This window comes from Leucobacter chromiiresistens (genome assembly GCF_001477055.1).
GTDB classification, from domain to species: domain Bacteria; phylum Actinomycetota; class Actinomycetes; order Actinomycetales; family Microbacteriaceae; genus Leucobacter; species Leucobacter chromiiresistens_A.
In genome coordinates, this window is the sequence record NZ_LDRK01000089.1 from 1 (window position 1) to 15680 (window position 15680).

At 71.0% G+C, this 15680-nt stretch carries 10 protein-coding genes; 3 read left to right on the forward strand and 7 right to left on the reverse strand.

From position 1 onward, the window contains the following. A partial coding sequence (locus tag NS354_RS10805; RefSeq protein ID WP_058594495.1) for a proline dehydrogenase family protein occupies positions 1 to 2947 on the reverse strand: 2947 nt, incomplete at its 3' end. A gap of 137 nt (positions 2948 to 3084) precedes the next feature. On the opposite strand from NS354_RS10805, the gene NS354_RS10810 reads away from it, so the two are divergent. Beyond that, the gene (locus NS354_RS10810) at positions 3085 to 4041 is read left to right on the forward strand and encodes a LysR family transcriptional regulator (protein ID WP_058594496.1); all 957 of its coding nucleotides are present in this window, start codon (positions 3085 to 3087) and stop codon (positions 4039 to 4041) included. A gap of 72 nt (positions 4042 to 4113) precedes the next feature. On the opposite strand, the gene NS354_RS10815 is transcribed toward NS354_RS10810, so the two are convergent. The 3 genes from NS354_RS10815 to NS354_RS10825 form a co-directional block, all read right to left on the reverse strand. Continuing rightward, positions 4114 to 5139 carry an agmatine deiminase family protein gene (locus NS354_RS10815; protein WP_058594497.1) on the reverse strand — a complete coding sequence of 342 codons (1026 nt, stop codon included), beginning with the start codon at positions 5137 to 5139 and terminating at the stop codon, positions 4114 to 4116. A gap of 73 nt (positions 5140 to 5212) precedes the next feature. Then, positions 5213 to 5902, reverse strand: a complete 690-nt coding sequence (locus tag NS354_RS10820; protein WP_058594498.1) for a GntR family transcriptional regulator — start codon at positions 5900 to 5902, stop codon at positions 5213 to 5215. A gap of 253 nt (positions 5903 to 6155) precedes the next feature. After that, positions 6156 to 9848 (reverse strand): multifunctional oxoglutarate decarboxylase/oxoglutarate dehydrogenase thiamine pyrophosphate-binding subunit/dihydrolipoyllysine-residue succinyltransferase subunit, encoded by a 3693-nt coding sequence (locus NS354_RS10825; RefSeq protein ID WP_082678037.1) that lies wholly within the window; start codon positions 9846 to 9848, stop codon positions 6156 to 6158. Between the two features lie 243 nt (positions 9849 to 10091). Here NS354_RS10825 and NS354_RS10830 point away from each other — a divergent pair, with 243 nt between their 5' ends. Together NS354_RS10830 and NS354_RS10835 are read left to right on the forward strand one after the other, a co-directional pair. Continuing rightward, positions 10092 to 11420: a hemolysin family protein gene (locus tag NS354_RS10830; protein ID WP_058594499.1), complete on the forward strand. Its 1329-nt coding sequence runs from the start codon at positions 10092 to 10094 to the stop codon at positions 11418 to 11420. Further along, positions 11417 to 12463: a hemolysin family protein gene (locus tag NS354_RS10835; RefSeq protein ID WP_058594500.1), complete on the forward strand. Its 1047-nt coding sequence runs from the start codon at positions 11417 to 11419 to the stop codon at positions 12461 to 12463. Before NS354_RS10830 ends, NS354_RS10835 begins: the two co-directional genes overlap by 4 nt. Positions 12464 to 12541: 78 nt before the next feature. On the opposite strand, the gene NS354_RS13640 is transcribed toward NS354_RS10835, so the two are convergent. From NS354_RS13640 to NS354_RS10850, 3 genes are all read right to left on the reverse strand, one after another. Then, positions 12542 to 13126, reverse strand: a complete 585-nt coding sequence (locus NS354_RS13640; RefSeq protein WP_193750767.1) for a hypothetical protein — start codon at positions 13124 to 13126, stop codon at positions 12542 to 12544. A gap of 142 nt (positions 13127 to 13268) precedes the next feature. Beyond that, entirely contained in the window at positions 13269 to 14474 is a 1206-nt protein-coding gene (gene metX, locus NS354_RS10845; protein ID WP_058594502.1) for a homoserine O-acetyltransferase MetX, read from the reverse strand. 80 nt (positions 14475 to 14554) lie between these two features. After that, positions 14555 to 15680 (reverse strand): O-acetylhomoserine aminocarboxypropyltransferase/cysteine synthase family protein (locus NS354_RS10850; RefSeq protein ID WP_058594503.1); only part of this gene is annotated, 1126 nt, incomplete at its 5' end.

Consider the following 15680-nt stretch of genomic DNA (forward strand, 5'->3'; position numbering starts at 1 on the left):
CTTCGGGCTCGGCGTCGACCCAGTCGCCGAGCCCGAAGAGGTAGCTCGGGCCCCCGGCCTTCGTGCCCGCGCCGATGGCCGACTTCTTCCAGCCGCCGAACGGCTGCCGCCGCACGATGGCCCCCGTGATGCCCCGGTTGACGTACAGATTGCCGGCCTCGACCCGGTCGAGCCAGCGCGCGAGCTCGGCGCGATCGAGCGAGTGCAGGCCGCTCGTGAGACCGTACTCGATGTCGTTGACGATGTCGATGGCCTCGTCGAGCGTCTCCGCCGTCATGACGCCCAGGATCGGGCCGAAGTACTCGGTCAGGTGGTACTCGCTGCCCCGCTGCACGCCCGCGCGCACACCGGGGGTCCAGAGCTTCGCGTCGCCGTTCCGGTCCACGGCCAGCGGGTGCCCGGTCTCGACCGCCGCCGGCTCGACCTCCCAGTGCTGGCCGGGTTCGAGCTCGGTGAGGCCGCGCAGCAGCTTGCCCGAGGGGGCGGCGATCAGCGGACCCATCTGGCTCGTCAGGTCGTCGGGGGTGCCGACGCGCAGCGAGCGCACCGCGTCGAGCAGCTGCCCCCGGAATCGCCGGGAGCGGGCGACGGAGCCCACGAGCACGACGAGCGACGCCGCCGAGCACTTCTGCCCGGCGTGCCCGAACGCGGACTGCGCCACGTCGCGCGCGGCGAGATCGAGGTCGGCGTTCGGCGTCACGATGATCGCGTTCTTGCCGCTCGTCTCCGCCAGAATCGGCAGGTCTTCGCGCAGGCCGCGGAACGTCTCGGCGGTCTCGTAGGCGCCGGTGAGGATCAGGCGATCGATGCGCGGGTCGGCGACGAGCCTCGATGCGAGTGCGCGATCCTCGAACTGCACGAGCTGCAGCACATCGGTCGGCACGCCGGCCTCCCACAGCGCCTCCACCATCACCGCTCCCGACCGCGCGGACTGCGCGGCGGGCTTGATGACGACGCTCGATCCGGCCGCGAGCGCGGCGAGGGTGCCGCCCGCCGGGATGGCGACCGGGAAGTTCCACGGCGGGATCACGGCGGTGAGCCGCTGCGGCACGAATCGGGCGCCGTCTACCTGCTCGAGCTCCTGGCCGAGCGCCGCGTAGTAGTGGGCGAAGTCGATCGCCTCCGACACCTCGGGGTCGCCCTGGTCGAGCGTCTTGCCGCACTCGGAGCCCATGACCTCGAGCAGGTCGGCGCGGCGAGCCTCGAGCGCCTCGCCGGCCCGGTGCAGGATGCGGGCGCGCTCGTCGGCGCCGAGCGCCTGCCAGCCCTCGGCAGCGGCCCGCCCGCGCTCGATCGCGCGGTCGAGCGCCTCGGCGTCCGCGATTCGCGCCTCGGCGATGGCCGCGGCTCCCAGCTCCGAGTGCACCATGCGCTCGGCGATCGCGCGGCCCCAGACCCGGTTGCCGGGCAGATCGGGGTCCGTGTCGGGGGTATTGCGGAAGCCCGAGGCTCCGCCCTGCACCCGCTCCTCCACTCGCGAGGCGACCTCGGGGCGGGCGAGATGCGCCGCGACCGAGTCGCTCGCTGCGGCCCGGCGATCCTGGTCGCGATTCGGCCGGGGCACCCGGTAGTGCTCGGGGTCGCCGTCGGCGGTGATCGACTCGAGGTCGGCGAGGGAGGCGAGGAAGCGCTCGCGCTCGCGCTCGAACAGCTCGGCGTGATCGTGCAGCTCGAACACGGCCGACATGAAGTTCTCCGTGCTCGCCCCCTCTTCGAGGCGGCGGATGAGGTACGCGATGGCCACGTCGAACTCCTCCGGGTGCACGACCGGCACGTAGAGCAGCAGGTGCCCCACCTCCCGACGCACGGCCTCGGCCTGACCCGCCGCCATGCCGAGCAGCATCTCGAACTCGATGCCCTCCTCCGCTCCGCGCCGCTGCGCGAGCAGCCACGCGAGGGCGACGTCGAAGAGGTTGTGGCCGGCGACGCCGATCCGCACGTTCCGCACCCGCTCGGGATGCAGCGCATAGTCGAGCACGGCCTTGTAGCCGGTGTCCGAGGCCTGCTTGGTGGGCCACGTCGCCGACGGCCAGCCGTGCACAGCCGCGTCGACGAGCTCCATCGGCAGGTTCGCGCCCTTGACGACGCGCACCTTGATGGGGGCGCCGCCGCGGGCGACCCGCTGCGCCGCCCACTCCTGGAGCCGGATCATGGCTCCCAGCGCGTCGGGGAGATACGCCTGCAGCACGATCCCTGCCTCCAGCCCCGTGAACTCCGGGCGATCGAGGAGCCGCATGAAGACCGCCAGGGTGAGGTCGAGATCCTTGTACTCCTCCATGTCGAGGTTGATGAACTTCTGCGGCGATGCGTCGGCGGCGCGCGCGAAGAGGGGGAGGAGCTGCTGCTCGATGTGCGCGACCGCCTCGTCGAACGCCCAGTGGTTGTGCGGGGCGACGGTCGCGGAGACCTTGATGGAGACGTAGTCGATGTCGTCGCGGGCGAGGAGGCGGTGGGTGCCCTCCAGGCGCCGCTCGGCCTCGGCCTGGCCGAGGATGGCCTCGCCCAGCAGATTCATGTTGAGCCGCACGCCGTCGCGGGCGATCTTCGCGATCGCAGGTCCCAGTTTGGCGTCGCTGGCGTCGATGATGAGGTGGCTCACGAGCTGCCGCAGTACGCGCCGCGCGATCGGCACGACCACCCCCGGAAGCGGCCGCGCCAGCGCCCCGCCGAGGCCGATCGCCCCGCGCATCGGCGCGGGGAGGAACGACGGCGTCTTCGGCACGAGCTCGTGCAGACGCTCCGCGGCCACGGCGAGATCCTCGGGGCGCACGACGCCGTCCACGAACCCCACGGTGAAGTCGAGCCCGTTCGGGTCGCTGAGCACCCCGGCGAGGCGCGCCGCCGAGGCGTCGGCCGGCAGGGAGGCTGCTTCGGCGAGCCAGCGGCGCACGAGCGCGACGGCGTCGTCTGCGAGGTCTTGCGGGCGGATGTCGTGGGCGGTGCTCATGCGGGCCTTTCGGAACGGCGGTGCGGGGCGCATCGGTGCGGGCTCCCGTGCGTTCAGTCTGACCCGGGGGAAGCATGAAGTACAGCGACGGTTTCTGTGGAATAGTGTGAAGCGCAACTGATGAATCGAGGGTTCGCATGCTGGAGATGAAACGCCTGCGCCTGCTGTGGGAGCTCGACAGCCGCGGCACCGTCGCCGCCGTCGCCGACGCGTTGAACTACAGCCCGTCGGCGATCTCGCAGCAGCTGGCGCTGCTCGAACGCGAGGCCGGAGTGCCGCTGCTGCGGCGGTCGGGCCGCACGCTCGAGCTCACCCCCGCCGCACAGGTGCTCGTCGCCGAGACGCACGACCTGCTGGCCGGGCTCGAGCGCGCGGAGGCGGCGCTGCACCGTGCGCATGCCGAGGTCGGGGGCACCGTGCGCATCGCCGTGTTCCAGACGGCGCTGCTCGCCCTCATGCCGCAAGTGCTCGGGCGGCTGCGCGACACGCACCCGCGTCTGCGCGTCGAGATGGTGCAGCACGAACCCGAGGCCGGGCTCGAGGAGACCTGGACGCGGCGCTTCGACCTCGTGATCGCCGAGCAGTACCCGGGGCACGCGGCGCCCCGCTTCTCCGGCCTCGACCGGCAGCCCCTGATCACCGACCGCATCCGCCTGGGCCTTCCGGCGCCGGGCGTCGGCTCCGGTGCCGTCGACGCGGTGCGCCGGCTCGCGGACGCCGCGGAGCTCCCCTGGGTGCTCGAGCCGGAGGGCGCGGCGTCGCGGCACTGGGCGCTGCAGGCCTGCCGCAGCGCCGGGTTCGAGCCCGACGTGCGCTACGAGACGGCCGACCTGCAGGCGCAGGTGCGACTCATCGAAACGGGCAACGCCGTGGCGCTCCTGCCCGACCTGCTCCACGCCGGCACGACGCGCGCGCTGCGCCTCATCGACCTCGCCGGCGATCCCGAGCGCGCGGTATTCACCGCGGCCCGGGCATCCGCCGAGGGGCACCCCGGGCTCGCCGCGGTGCGAGCGGCCCTGCGCGAGGAGGCCGCGCTGCTCGCCTCGGGGGAGGCGGGGGCGCGGGCCGGGCGAGGCGCCGGCGCGCCTCGCTGAGACGCGCCGGCGCGCGCGGCTGGGACGCGTCGTGCGGGCCCCGCGGCGATCGCGCGACCCGCACCTCGCGGCCTAGCGGGTCTTCGGCTGCTGCTGCGTGATGCAGTGGATCCCGCCGCCGCGGGCGAAGAGCGGCCGGGCGTCGAGCCCGATCACCTCGCGCCCGGGGTAGACCTCGCGCAGGATCGCGAGGGCGCGATCATCGGCGGGGTCGTCGAACGCGCACGCGAGCACCGCGCCGTTGATGACGACGTGATTGATGTAGCTGTAGTCGACGAAGCCCTCGTCGTCGCGGAGCGTTTCGGGAGCCGGCAGGTCGATGATCTCGAAGTTCGCCGAGGTGTCGTCGCGGTACCGGTCGGCGACGTCGCGGTTGGTGCGCGCGATCACGTGGTCGGGGTGCGATTCCGCATCCTGCCGGTGCATGAGCAGCAGATCGGGGCTCGTGAAGGCGGCGAGGATGTCGGAATGCCCGCGCGTGCCGAACGTGTCGTGATCGCGGGTGAGCCCGCGCGGCAGCCACAGCGCGCTCGTCGCGCCGATGGTGCGTGCGAGCTCGGCCTCGACCTGCTCCTGCGTCCAGCCCGGATTGCGGCCCGGATCGAGCTGCACCGTCTTCGTGATCACGACGCGGCCCGTGCCGTCCACCTGGATGCCGCCGCCCTCGTTCGTCATCTCGGAGTCGATCAGCTCGGCGCCGGCCGCCTCGGCCACGATGCGGCCGATGTGCTGATCGTGGTTCCACTGCGCCCACTCCTGGCCGCCCCAGCCGTTGAAGACGAAGTTCGCAGCGCCGAGTCGGCCGTCATCGCCGACGACGAAGCTGGGCCCGATGTCGCGCATCCACGCATCGTTGAGCGGCGCGGTGATGCGCTCGATCTGGGCGGAGAGGTAGCGCGCGGCGATGGGCTCATCGCCCGGGTTGACGACCACGGTCACGGGCTCGTGCTCGCTCGCGGCGTTCGCCACGGCCGCCCACGTGGTGCGCGCCTCCTCGGCCTCGGCTTCGGTGTCTCCGAGGGTGTACCCGCTGGTCGGCCAGGCCAGCCACAGCCGCTCCTGCTCGTGTCCCTCGATCGGCATGCGCCAGGTGGTCATCGATACTCCCTCGTGTGCGAAAACTAACGTCGCCCCAGTCTAATGGGCGCGTGACCAATAGCGGATCCCGGAGCTACGATTCCTCCCGCGCCGTCGCCCACAGCGCCCGCGCGTGAGAGATGTGCCGGTGCAGCACCCGCTCGGCACCCCCGCCGTCGCCCGCGGCGAGCAGGTCGAGGAGCTCGAGATGCTCGCGGGCGGAGCCGTGGAGCCGGCCCTCGCGCGAGACGGTGGCGATCCCGTACAGGCGGGTGCGCCGGCGCAGCGACGTCGCGAGCTCGACGAGCTGGGCGTTGCCGGTGTGCTGAAGCACCCGCGCGTGGAACTCGCGATCGAACCGCAGATACTCCTCGAGGTGGTCGTTCTCGGCCGCCGCGAGGCAGACGTGCGCGAGATCGAGGAGATCGGGAAGATCCTCCTCCGGGATGCGCCCCGCCACGATGCGCATCGCCGGCGGCTCGAGCATGAGGCGGATCTGCGCGAGGTCGTCGAGATCGGTCTCGCTCATCGACGTGACGCGGAAGCCCTTGTTCTTCACGCTCTCGACCAGGCCCTCCCGCACGAGATCCATCATCGCCTCGCGCACCGGGGTGGCCGACACCCCGAGTCGAGCGCCGAGCGCGGGGGTGGAGAGCACGTCGCCCTCGCCGAGGCGCCCGGTGATGATCGCGGTGCGCAGACGCTCGAGCACCGTTTCGCGCAGGCTCAGCGAGCGCTGCACGAGCGGTTCGCGGGGCGCGGCATCGCCGTCGGAGAAGGGCATCGGGCTCCTCGGAGTGCTGAACGCGGTGCGTTCGCGTATGGTGCTCACATCCTCCCACGCCGCGCCTGAACCCCTGCTCGGCAGGGCTCCGGCGCCGGTTTCGGCGAGAACCGCACCGGCTTCCGTGAGAGACTCGGCTTCGGTGAGGCCCGCTCCATCGGAACGCTTTCACCGAAGCCGAATCTCTTACCGTGCCGACGCCGAGCGGCGCCGACGCCGAGCGGCGCCGACCGCAGCGAGTGCGCTCCCGCGCCTACTCCTCGAACCGCAGCGCCCGCGCGATGAGCTCCTCCTGCTCGACCGCGTGCACCTTCGCCGAACCCGTGGAGGGCGCCGCCGACGCCGCACGCGACACCACGCGGATGCGATCGTTCGCCAGCTTCTTCGACAGCTCGAGCGAGATGAACGGCCACGCGCCCTGATTCTCGGGCTCGTCCTGCACCCACACGATCTCGGCGCCCTGGTACTGCGCCAGCACGCGCCCGAGCTGGGTCGCGGGGATCGGGTAGAACTGCTCGACCCGCACCACGGCGACGCGCGGATCGGGGTGCTTCTCGAGCGCGGTGCGCAGGTCGTAGTAGACCTTGCCCGACACGAGCAGCACGCGCTCGACGCGCGACGGCTCGGTCGTCGTGGGATCATCGATCACCGGCTGGAACCCGCCCTCGGTGAAGTCCTCCACCTTCGACGTCGCACCGCGCAGGCGCAGCATCGACTTCGGGGTGAACACGATGAGCGGCTTCCGGGGGCGCGCGTACGCCTGACGCCGCAGCAGGTGGAAGTAGTTCGCGGGGGTCGAAGGGCGCGCGACGATCATGTTGTCTTCGGCGCACAGCTGCAGGTAGCGCTCGATGCGGGCCGACGAGTGGTCGGGGCCCTGGCCCTCGTAGCCGTGGGGGAGCAGCATGACCACGGAGGACTGCTGACCCCACTTCTGCTCGGCCGCCGCGATGTACTCGTCGATCACGGCCTGGGCCGTGTTCGCGAAGTCGCCGAACTGCGCCTCCCACAGCACCAGGGCGTCCTCGCGCTGCAGCGAGTAGCCGTACTCGTAGGCGAGCGCCGCGTACTCCGAGAGCAGCGAGTCGTAGATCCAGAACCGCGCCTGCTCCTCGGAGAGGTTGAGCAGCGGAATCCACTCCTGCCCGTTCGCCCGGTCGTGGAACACGGCGTGCCGCTGCGCGAACGTGCCGCGACGAGCGTCCTGGCCAGCCATGCGCACGGGCGTGCCCTCCATGAGCAGCGATCCGAGTGCGAGCAGCTCGCCGAAGCCCCAGTCGATGCCGCCCTCGCGGCTCATGTCGACGCGCTTGTTGAGCAGCTGCTGCAGCTTCTGGTGCACGGTGAAGCCCTCGGGCTTGTTCGCGTGCGCGTCGCCGATGCGCTCGATGACGGTGCGATCCACCGCGGTCTCGAGCTGATGGTCGGATCGGCCGCCCGACTCGGCGACCTCGGAGATGCCGCTGGTGTCGATGACGGGGATCGAGCCGGTCTGCGCGGCATGGGTCTCCTGGAAGGCGCGCTCGAGGCGATCCTGGAAGTCCTGCTTCGCCCGCTCGTACTCCTCCTCCGTGATGTCGCCGCGCCCGACGAGCGCGCTCGTGTAGAGGCGGCGCGTGGAGCGCTTCGCCTCGATCAGGTCGGTCATGAGCGGCTGGGTCATCGAGGGGTCGTCGCCCTCGTTGTGCCCGCGCCGGCGGTAGCACACCAGGTCGATGATGACGTCGATGTGGAAGCGCTGACGGAACTCGTAGGCGAGCTTCGCGACGCGCACGACCGACTCGGGATCGTCGCCGTTCACGTGGAAGATGGGCGCCTGCACGGCCTTGCCGATGTCGGAGGAGTACGGCGTCGACCGCGAATCGAGCGGCAGCGTCGTGAAGCCGACCTGGTTGTTGATGATGATGTGGATCGTGCCGCCCGTGCGGTAGCCGCGCAGCTGCGACATCTGCATGGTCTCGTACACGACGCCCTGCCCGGCCATCGCGGCGTCGCCGTGGATGAGGATCGGCAGCGTGGTGAAGGAGCCGATCGGCTTCAGATCCTGCTTCGCGCGCACGATGCCCTCGAGCACGCCGTCCACGGTCTCCAGGTGCGAGGGATTCGCGGCGAGGTGGATCGGCACCTGCGTGCCGTTCGGGGCGGTGAAGACGCCCGAGGTGCCGAGGTGGTACTTGACGTCGCCCGATCCGGCCTTCTGGGCCTGCGCCCCCTCGAACTCGCGGAAGATCTGCCCGTACGTCTTGCCCGCGATGTTCGAGAGCACGTTCAGGCGGCCGCGGTGCGCCATGCCGACGTCGACGCTGTCGACGCCGTCCTCCGCCGCGTCGATCAGCATGGCGTCGAGCAGCGGGATGACGGTCTCGCCGCCCTCGAGGCTGAAGCGCTTCTGGCCGACGTACTTGGTCTGGAGGAACGTCTCGAACGCCTCCGCCTCGTTGAGCTTCTCGAGGATGCGCATCTGCTCGTCGTGGCTCGGCTTGGCGTAGGGCACCTCGAGCTGCTCGCGCAGCCACAGGCGCTGGGCCGGATCCTGGATGTGCATGTACTCGATGCCGATCTTGCGGCAGTAGGAGTCGCGCAGCACGCCGAGGATGTCGCGGAGCGGCATGGTGCGCTTCCCGCCGATGCCCCCGGTCGCGAACTCTCGGTCGAGATCCCAGAAGGTGAGCCCGTGCGATTCGATCTCGAGGTCGGGGTGGGTGCGCTGCACGTACTCGAGCGGGTCCACGTCGGCCATGAGGTGCCCGCGCACGCGGAACGAGTTGATGAGCTCCTGCACGCGCGCCGACTTGTCGACGGCGCCGAACTCGTCGACGTGGATGTCGGAGGCCCACTGCACCGGCTTGTAGGGGATCCGCAGCGCGGCGAAGATCTCCTCGTAGAAGTCGTGCTTGCCGATGAGGCGCTCGTGCACCAGCTTGAGGAACTCGCCGGAGCCGGCGCCCTGGATCACGCGGTGGTCGTACGTGCTCGTGAGGGTGATGGTCTTCGAGATGCCGAGGCGGTTCAGCGTCTCCTGCGACGCGCCCTGGAACTCGGCGGGGTACTCGAGCGCGCCGGCGCCGATGATGCTGCCCTGGCCCTGCATGAGGCGGGGCACGGAGTGGACGGTGCCGATGCCGCCGGGGTTCGTGAGCGAGATGGTGGTGCCCTGGAAGTCGCCCGCGGCGAGCTTGTTGTCGCGGGCGCGCTTCACCAGATCCTCGTAGGCGGCGAGGAACTCGTTGAAGTTGAGCGACTCGGCGCGCTTCACCGAGGGGACGAGCAGCGAGCGGGTGCCGTCGGGCTTCGGCACGTCGATCGCGATGCCGAGGCCGATGTGCGCCGGCGACACGATGGAGGGCTTGCCGTCGACCTCCGCGTAGCTGACGTTCTGGCTCGGGAAGTCCTTCAGGGTTTGAATCAGGGCCCAGCCGATGAGGTGCGTGAACGACACCTTGCCGCCGCGGCTGCGGCGCAGGTGGTTGTTGATCACGATGCGGTTGTCGATGAGGAGCTTGGCCGGGATGGTCCGCACGCTCGTCGCGGTCGGCACCGCGAGGCTCTGGTCCATGTTCTTCGAGAGCGTGCGCGCCATGCCCTTCAGGGGGGTCACCCGGTCGTCCTCGGGGGCGTCCTGCTCGGCGTTCGCGCTGCGCGCCGTGCTGGGGGCGTCGGCCGGGATGGGGGCGACGCGTGGGGCCGCCTTCGTGGTGCGGGCCGGCTGCGTCGGCGTGGTGATGGGGCTCGTCGCGGGAGCCGCTCCTCCGCTCGGCGCGGCGGGCGCGGGTGCCGCGGCGCCGGACTGCGCGGCTCCGTACTTCTCGAGCACCGGCCACCACGACCGATCCACCGAGTTCTTGTCGACTTGGAACTGCTTCCAGAGTTCGTCGACCAGCCACGCATTCGCGCCGAAATCTCCTGCGGGACCAGCTTGATTGGTGGTCTCCGTGCGCTCCGCCAAAGCGACTTCCTCTCGTTCGTGCAGGTTCTGCAAGATTGATGTAGTCGGAGGTATGGGCTCCTGAGCCGTACCGGCACCAAGCCTACGCCCATCTGCGCGCGGAGGGGCGAATACTCCCAGTGCGGATTCCGGGTTGTGGTGGTAGCCTCGGAGGGCTATGGACGCTGATTCTCGAAGACCCTCCGACCCTCCGAGTACCGGCCGCGCTGAGGCGCGGCCCACCGTCTTCTCCCGGAGCCGTCGGTGAACGACTGGCTCCTCCTGCTCATCGGCGTCGTGCTGACGCTCGGCACCGGCATCTTCGTCGCCTCCGAATTCTCGCTGGTCGCGCTCGACCGCCAGGATCTGGAGCGCCGACGCGGGGCGGGCGAGCGCGGGCTCGACCGCGTGATCCGCGGCCTCTCGCGCACGTCCACCCACCTGTCGAGCGCCCAGCTCGGCATCACGCTCACGACGCTGCTCGCCGGCTACACGCTCGAGCCCGCGCTGAGCAGCTTCCTCGACGCGCCGCTCGGCGCCCTCGGGGTGCCCGAGGAGCTGCGCCGCGCGATCAGCGCGCCGATCGCCGTGGCCGTGGCGACCGTGTTCTCCATGATCGTCGGGGAGCTCGTGCCGAAGAACTTCGCGATCTCCAAGCCGCTCGCCACCGCCCGGCTCGTGATGCCCGCGCAGGCGGCCTTCACGACGACGCTGAAACCGGCCGTCATGGTGCTGAACGGCAGCGCGAACGGCGTGCTGCGCACCCTCGGCATCGAACCCCAGGAGGAGCTCTCGGGCGCCCGCTCGGCGCAGGAGCTCTCGTCGCTGGTGCGCCACTCGGCGAGCGCCGGGCTGCTGGAGGCCGATACGGCGACGCTGCTCGACCGCACGCTGCGCTTCTCCGAGCTCTCCGCCGGCGACGTGATGACGCCGCGCCTCAAGGTGGAGAGCCTGCAGCGGCTCGAACCCGCGAAGGCGGTGCTCGAGCTGTCGGGCCGCACCGGCTTCTCCCGCTTCCCGGTGATCGACGAGGATCGCGACGACATCGTCGGGGTGGTGCACGTGAAGCAGGCGGTCGCCGTGCCGCGCGCGAAGCGCGACGAGGTGCCCGTCGCGGCGCTCATGGAGGAGGCGGTGCGCGTGCCCGAGACGATGCACCTCGATCAGCTCCTCGAGGAGCTGCGCGGCAGCGGCTTCCAGCTCGCGATCGTCGCCGACGAGTACGGCGGCACCGCCGGCATCGTGACGCTCGAGGACCTGGTGGAGGAGATCGTGGGGGAGGTCGCCGACGAGCACGACCGCGCCGCTGCGGGTGTGGTCGGCACCGCCGAGCAGATGAGCTTCCCCGCCGACCTGCGCCCCGACGAGGTGCGCGAGCAGACGGGCGTCGAGATTCCCGAGGACGATGCGTACGACACGGCTGCCGGCTTCGTGCTGCACGAGCTCGGCCGCATCCCCGAGGCCGGCGACCAGGTCGAGCTGCCCGACGGCGGCACGCTCCGCGTCGTCCGCATGGACGGGCGGCGCATCGCCCGCCTGCAGTACACGAGCGCCCCGACCGCGCTCCCGGACGACGAGGGGGAGCGCGCATGAGCGACTGGGCCGGAATCGCGTGGCTGATCGTGCTGCTCGCCGCGAACGCCTTCTTCGTGGGCGCCGAGTTCGCGGTCATCTCGGCGCGGCGATCCCAGATCGAGCCGAAGGCCGAGGCGGGCTCGAAGCGCGCGCAGACCGCGCTGTACGCGATGGAGCACGCGACGCTGATGCTCGCGACGAGCCAGCTGGGCATCACGGTGTGCTCCCTGCTGATCCTGAACGTCTCGGAGCCCGCGATCCATCACCTGCTCGAGGGACCCCTCCACTGGACGGGTATTCCCGAGCAGGCGGTGACGATCTCGGCCTTCGTGCTGACCCTCGTCGGCGTCTCCTACCTGCACGTCGTCTTCGGCGAGATGGTGCCGAAGAACGCGGCGTTCTCGATGCCCGATCGCGCCGTGCTGCTGCTCGCTCCGCCGCTCGTCGCCATCTCGCGCCTGCTGCGGCACATCATCGCGGCGCTCAACGCCGTCGCCAACGGCGTGCTGCGGCTGTTCGGCGTGGAGCCGAAGTCGGAGACGAACAGCACCTTCACGCTGGAGGAGGTCGCGAGCATCGTCAGCCACTCGACGCGCGAGGGCGTGCTCGAGGATCGGAGCGGGGCGCTGACGGCCGCCTTCGAGTTCACGACGAAGCGGGCGCGCGATCTGCTCGTGCCGTCGGATCGCCTGGTGGTGCTGCCCGCGGGTGCGACGCCCGGAGACGTGGAGGCGGCGGTGGCGCGCCACGGGTTCTCGCGGTATCCGATCGCCGATGCGGCGGGGGAGCTCGTCGGGTACGTGCACATCAAGGACCTGGTGCGCCTCGGGGAGGATCGGGTCGCCGAGCCGATTCCCGGCAAGCGCATCCGCGAGATGGAGTCGGTGCACGCGGAGACGGAGCTGGAGGACGTGCTGGCCCGACTGCAGGGCCGCGGCATCCATCTGGCGCGCATCCACGACGACGCGGGCTCGGTGCTCGGAGTGATCTTCCTCGAAGACGTCATCGAGGAGCTCGTGGGCGAGATCCACGATGCGACGCGGCGGCAGCGCTTCGCCTGAGCGGGCCGGTTGCGCGCGCGGACCGAGTCGCGCGGGGACGGGTCCGGTCCACCAGGTGCGCCGCCCGGCGTCGTAGCGCTACTGGGCGGTGAGCACCAGGTGCGCGGAGACCTCGTCGAAGGGCAGCCCCGCGTTCGAGACCAGGAGGTTGTCGGGCACGGCGAAGGTCACGTCGAACTGCGCCTGATCCTCGCCCAGCTCCGTCGGCCGGAGCTCGACGCTCGTGTTCGGCTGGGAGAGGTCGCCGACCGAGAGCGTGCCGACCGACGTCACGGTCTCCTCCATGTCGTCGCGCACCAGCATCGTCGGCGTGGTCTGCACGAAGGAGGCCTCCGGCATGTCGGCGATCGCCACCTGCAGCTCGGCCGACATGATCATGCCGTCGCGCACCACCATGGTGCCGCTCGACGAGATGCGCTCGCCCAGCGCCTCGTGCAGCGCAGACGAGCCCAGCGGGGCGTTCAGGGTGAAGTCGGTGACGGCGTAGGTGCGGTCGACGGGCACCGTCATCAGGTTCGAGTCGGGTGCGGCGCGCAGCTCGGCGGCATTGGCATCGTGCTCCACGGCCGGGGCGCACCCGGCGAGGCACAGCGGGATCACCGCGGACACCGAGGCGACCACTCCCAGAGCGCGCCAGGAAGAACGCGCGTGCACGATAGTCAAGCTCAGGCTCCTCTTCCGATGACGCAGATTTCCGGCGGTCGCGCCGGTCAAGTTACTGGGAGAGACTACGACCCGAAGGTGGGAGGCCCCCGTGTGACCCCTGCGAGGTCGCTCAGGCGGCGGAAGGCCGCCAACATGGAGTTCAGACGGCGAGCAGCCGCCGCAGGTGCGCTCCGACGCGCTCGAACTCGATGAGGAACGCGTCGTGGCCGAAGGGAGATTCGATGCGCGTCGCCTCCGGGCCGTCGAGGCTGCCGGGGGTGTGCCGCGCGATCTCGTCCTGCCCGTCGAGCGTGAACAGGCGGTCGCTGGGGATGCCGAGCACGAGGATCGGCAGATCGATCGTGGAGAGCGCTGCGCGCACGCCGCCGCGGCCGCGGCCCACATCGTGCGAGTTCATCGCCTGCACGAGCGTCACGTAGCTGTTCGCGTCGAAGCGCCGGGTGAACTTGTTCCCGTGGAAGTCGAGGTACGACTCGACGGCGAAACGGCCGCCGCCGCCGAGCGGGCTGACCGCCGACTGCCAGGCTCGGCCGAAGCGCTCGTCGAGCTCGGTGTTGCTGCGGTAGTTGAGCAGCGCGAGCCGCCGGGCGGTGGCGAGGCCGTGATGCGGGCCGACGCCGTCGGGGGCGTCGTAGTAGTTGCCGCCCCGGTAGCAGGGATCGGAGCGGATCGCCTCGAGCTGCACGAGGTTCAGGCCGATCTGGTCGGCCGTGGTCACGGGGGGCGCCGCGATGACGGCGAGGCGGGCGGTCCGCTCGCGGTGCGTGATGCCCCATTCGAGCGCGTGCATGCCGCCCATCGACCCCCCGATGACCGCCTCGAAGCGCTCGATGCCGAGCGCGTCCGCGAAGCGCGCGGCGGCCGCGACCTGGTCGCGGATGGTGAGGTACGGGAACCGGCCGCCCCACTCGCGCCCCGACGGGTCGAGCGAGCCCGGCCCCGTCGACCCCTGGCATCCGCCGAGCACATTGGGAGCGATGATGCAGTAGCGGTCGGTGTCGAGCGGGCGGCCCGGCCCGACGATCTCCGACCACCAGCCGTCGGTGGGATGCCCGGGGCCCGCCGGTCCGACGAGATGGCTGTCGCCGGTGAGCGCGTGGAAGACGAGAATCGCGTTGTCCCGCCGCGCGTTGAGCTCCCCGAAGGTCTCGTACGCCAGCCGCACGTGGGGGATGACCGCGCCGGCCTCCGTCGTCAGCTCACCGATCGGCACGAACGAGCGCTCGCCCACGGGATCGCCGTCGCGCCAGCCGCCCGAGATCGGCGGCCGGCCCATCAGCGCGCGCAGCTGCGCGTCGGTGATGAAGTCGGTCGGGAACGAATCCTCGGGGGTCTGCCAGTCCATGAGCACCTATTCTGTCGCGGCGGGCACCCGGCGGGGGCGAATGTTACGCGGCACGTCCGCCCCCGCGCCCCACGGGCCGCTCAGGCGTTGGCGGACGACTCGGCGACGACCTTGCGCGCCGCCGCGAAGCCCTGCTCCAGATCGGCCTTGATGTCGTCGATGTGCTCGAGCCCGACCGAGAGGCGGACCAGGCCGGGCGTGACGCCGGCCGTGAGCTGCTGCTCGGGGGTCAGCTGCGAGTGCGTCGTCGACGCGGGGTGGATGATGAGGCTGCGCACGTCGCCGATGTTCGCCACGTGGCTGAACAGCTCGACGTTCTCGACGACGGCGCGGCCGGCGTCGACTCCGCCCTTGAGCTCGAACGCGAGCACGGCACCGACGCCCTTCGGCGCGTACCGGTTCGCCGCCGCGTACCAGGGGCTCGACGGCAGGCCGGAGTAGTGCACGGTGGCGACGTCGTCGTGGGCGTCGAGCCACTCGGCGACCTCCTGCGCGTTCTGCACGTGCCGCTCGACGCGCAGCGACAGCGTCTCGATGCCCTGCAGCAGCAGCCAGGCGCTGAGGGGGGCGATCGAGGAGCCGAGATCGCGCAGCAGCTGCACGCGGGCCTTGATGATGTAGGCGATCGCGTCGCCGACGGCGCCCGTGTAGCTCACCCCGTTGTACGACGGGTCGGGCTCGGTGAGGCCCGGGAACTTGTCGGCGTGCTGCGACCACGGGAAGGTGCCGCCGTCGACGATCACGCCGCCGAGCGTCGTGCCGTGCCCGCCGAGGAACTTCGTGGCGGAGTGCAGCACGATGTCTGCGCCGTGCTCGAAGGGGCGCACCAGGTACGGGCTCGCGACGGTGTTGTCGATGATGAGCGGGAGGCGGTTCTCGTGGGCGACGTCGGCGACGGCGCGGATGTCGAGCACGTTGGAGCGGGGGTTCGCGATGGACTCGGCGAAGAACAGCTTCGTGTTCGGCCGCACGGCGCGCTGCCAGGCCGCGGGGTCGTCCTGATCCTCCACGAAGGTGACCTCGATGCCCAGCTTCGCGAGCGAGTACTTGAACAGGTTGTAGGTGCCGCCGTAGATCGACGCCGACGACACGATGTGGTCGCCGGAGTTCGCGATGTTCAGCACGGCGAAGGTGGACGCCGCCTGCCCGCTCGCGAGCAGCAGCGCGGCCGTGCCGCCCTCGAGGGCGGCGATGCGCTCCTCGACG

Excerpts from the sequence above, each read along its gene's own strand:
- metX (WP_058594502.1), bottom strand. The coding sequence starts at position 14,474 with ATGGACTGGCAGACCCCCGAGGATTCGTTCCCGACCGACTTCATCACC.
- NS354_RS10815 (WP_058594497.1), bottom strand. The coding sequence starts at position 5,139 with ATGACCACCTGGCGCATGCCGATCGAGGGACACGAGCAGGAGCGGCTG.
- NS354_RS10835 (WP_058594500.1), top strand. The coding sequence starts at position 11,417 with ATGAGCGACTGGGCCGGAATCGCGTGGCTGATCGTGCTGCTCGCCGCG.
- NS354_RS10810 (WP_058594496.1), top strand. The coding sequence starts at position 3,085 with ATGCTGGAGATGAAACGCCTGCGCCTGCTGTGGGAGCTCGACAGCCGC.
- NS354_RS10820 (WP_058594498.1), bottom strand. The coding sequence starts at position 5,902 with ATGCCCTTCTCCGACGGCGATGCCGCGCCCCGCGAACCGCTCGTGCAG.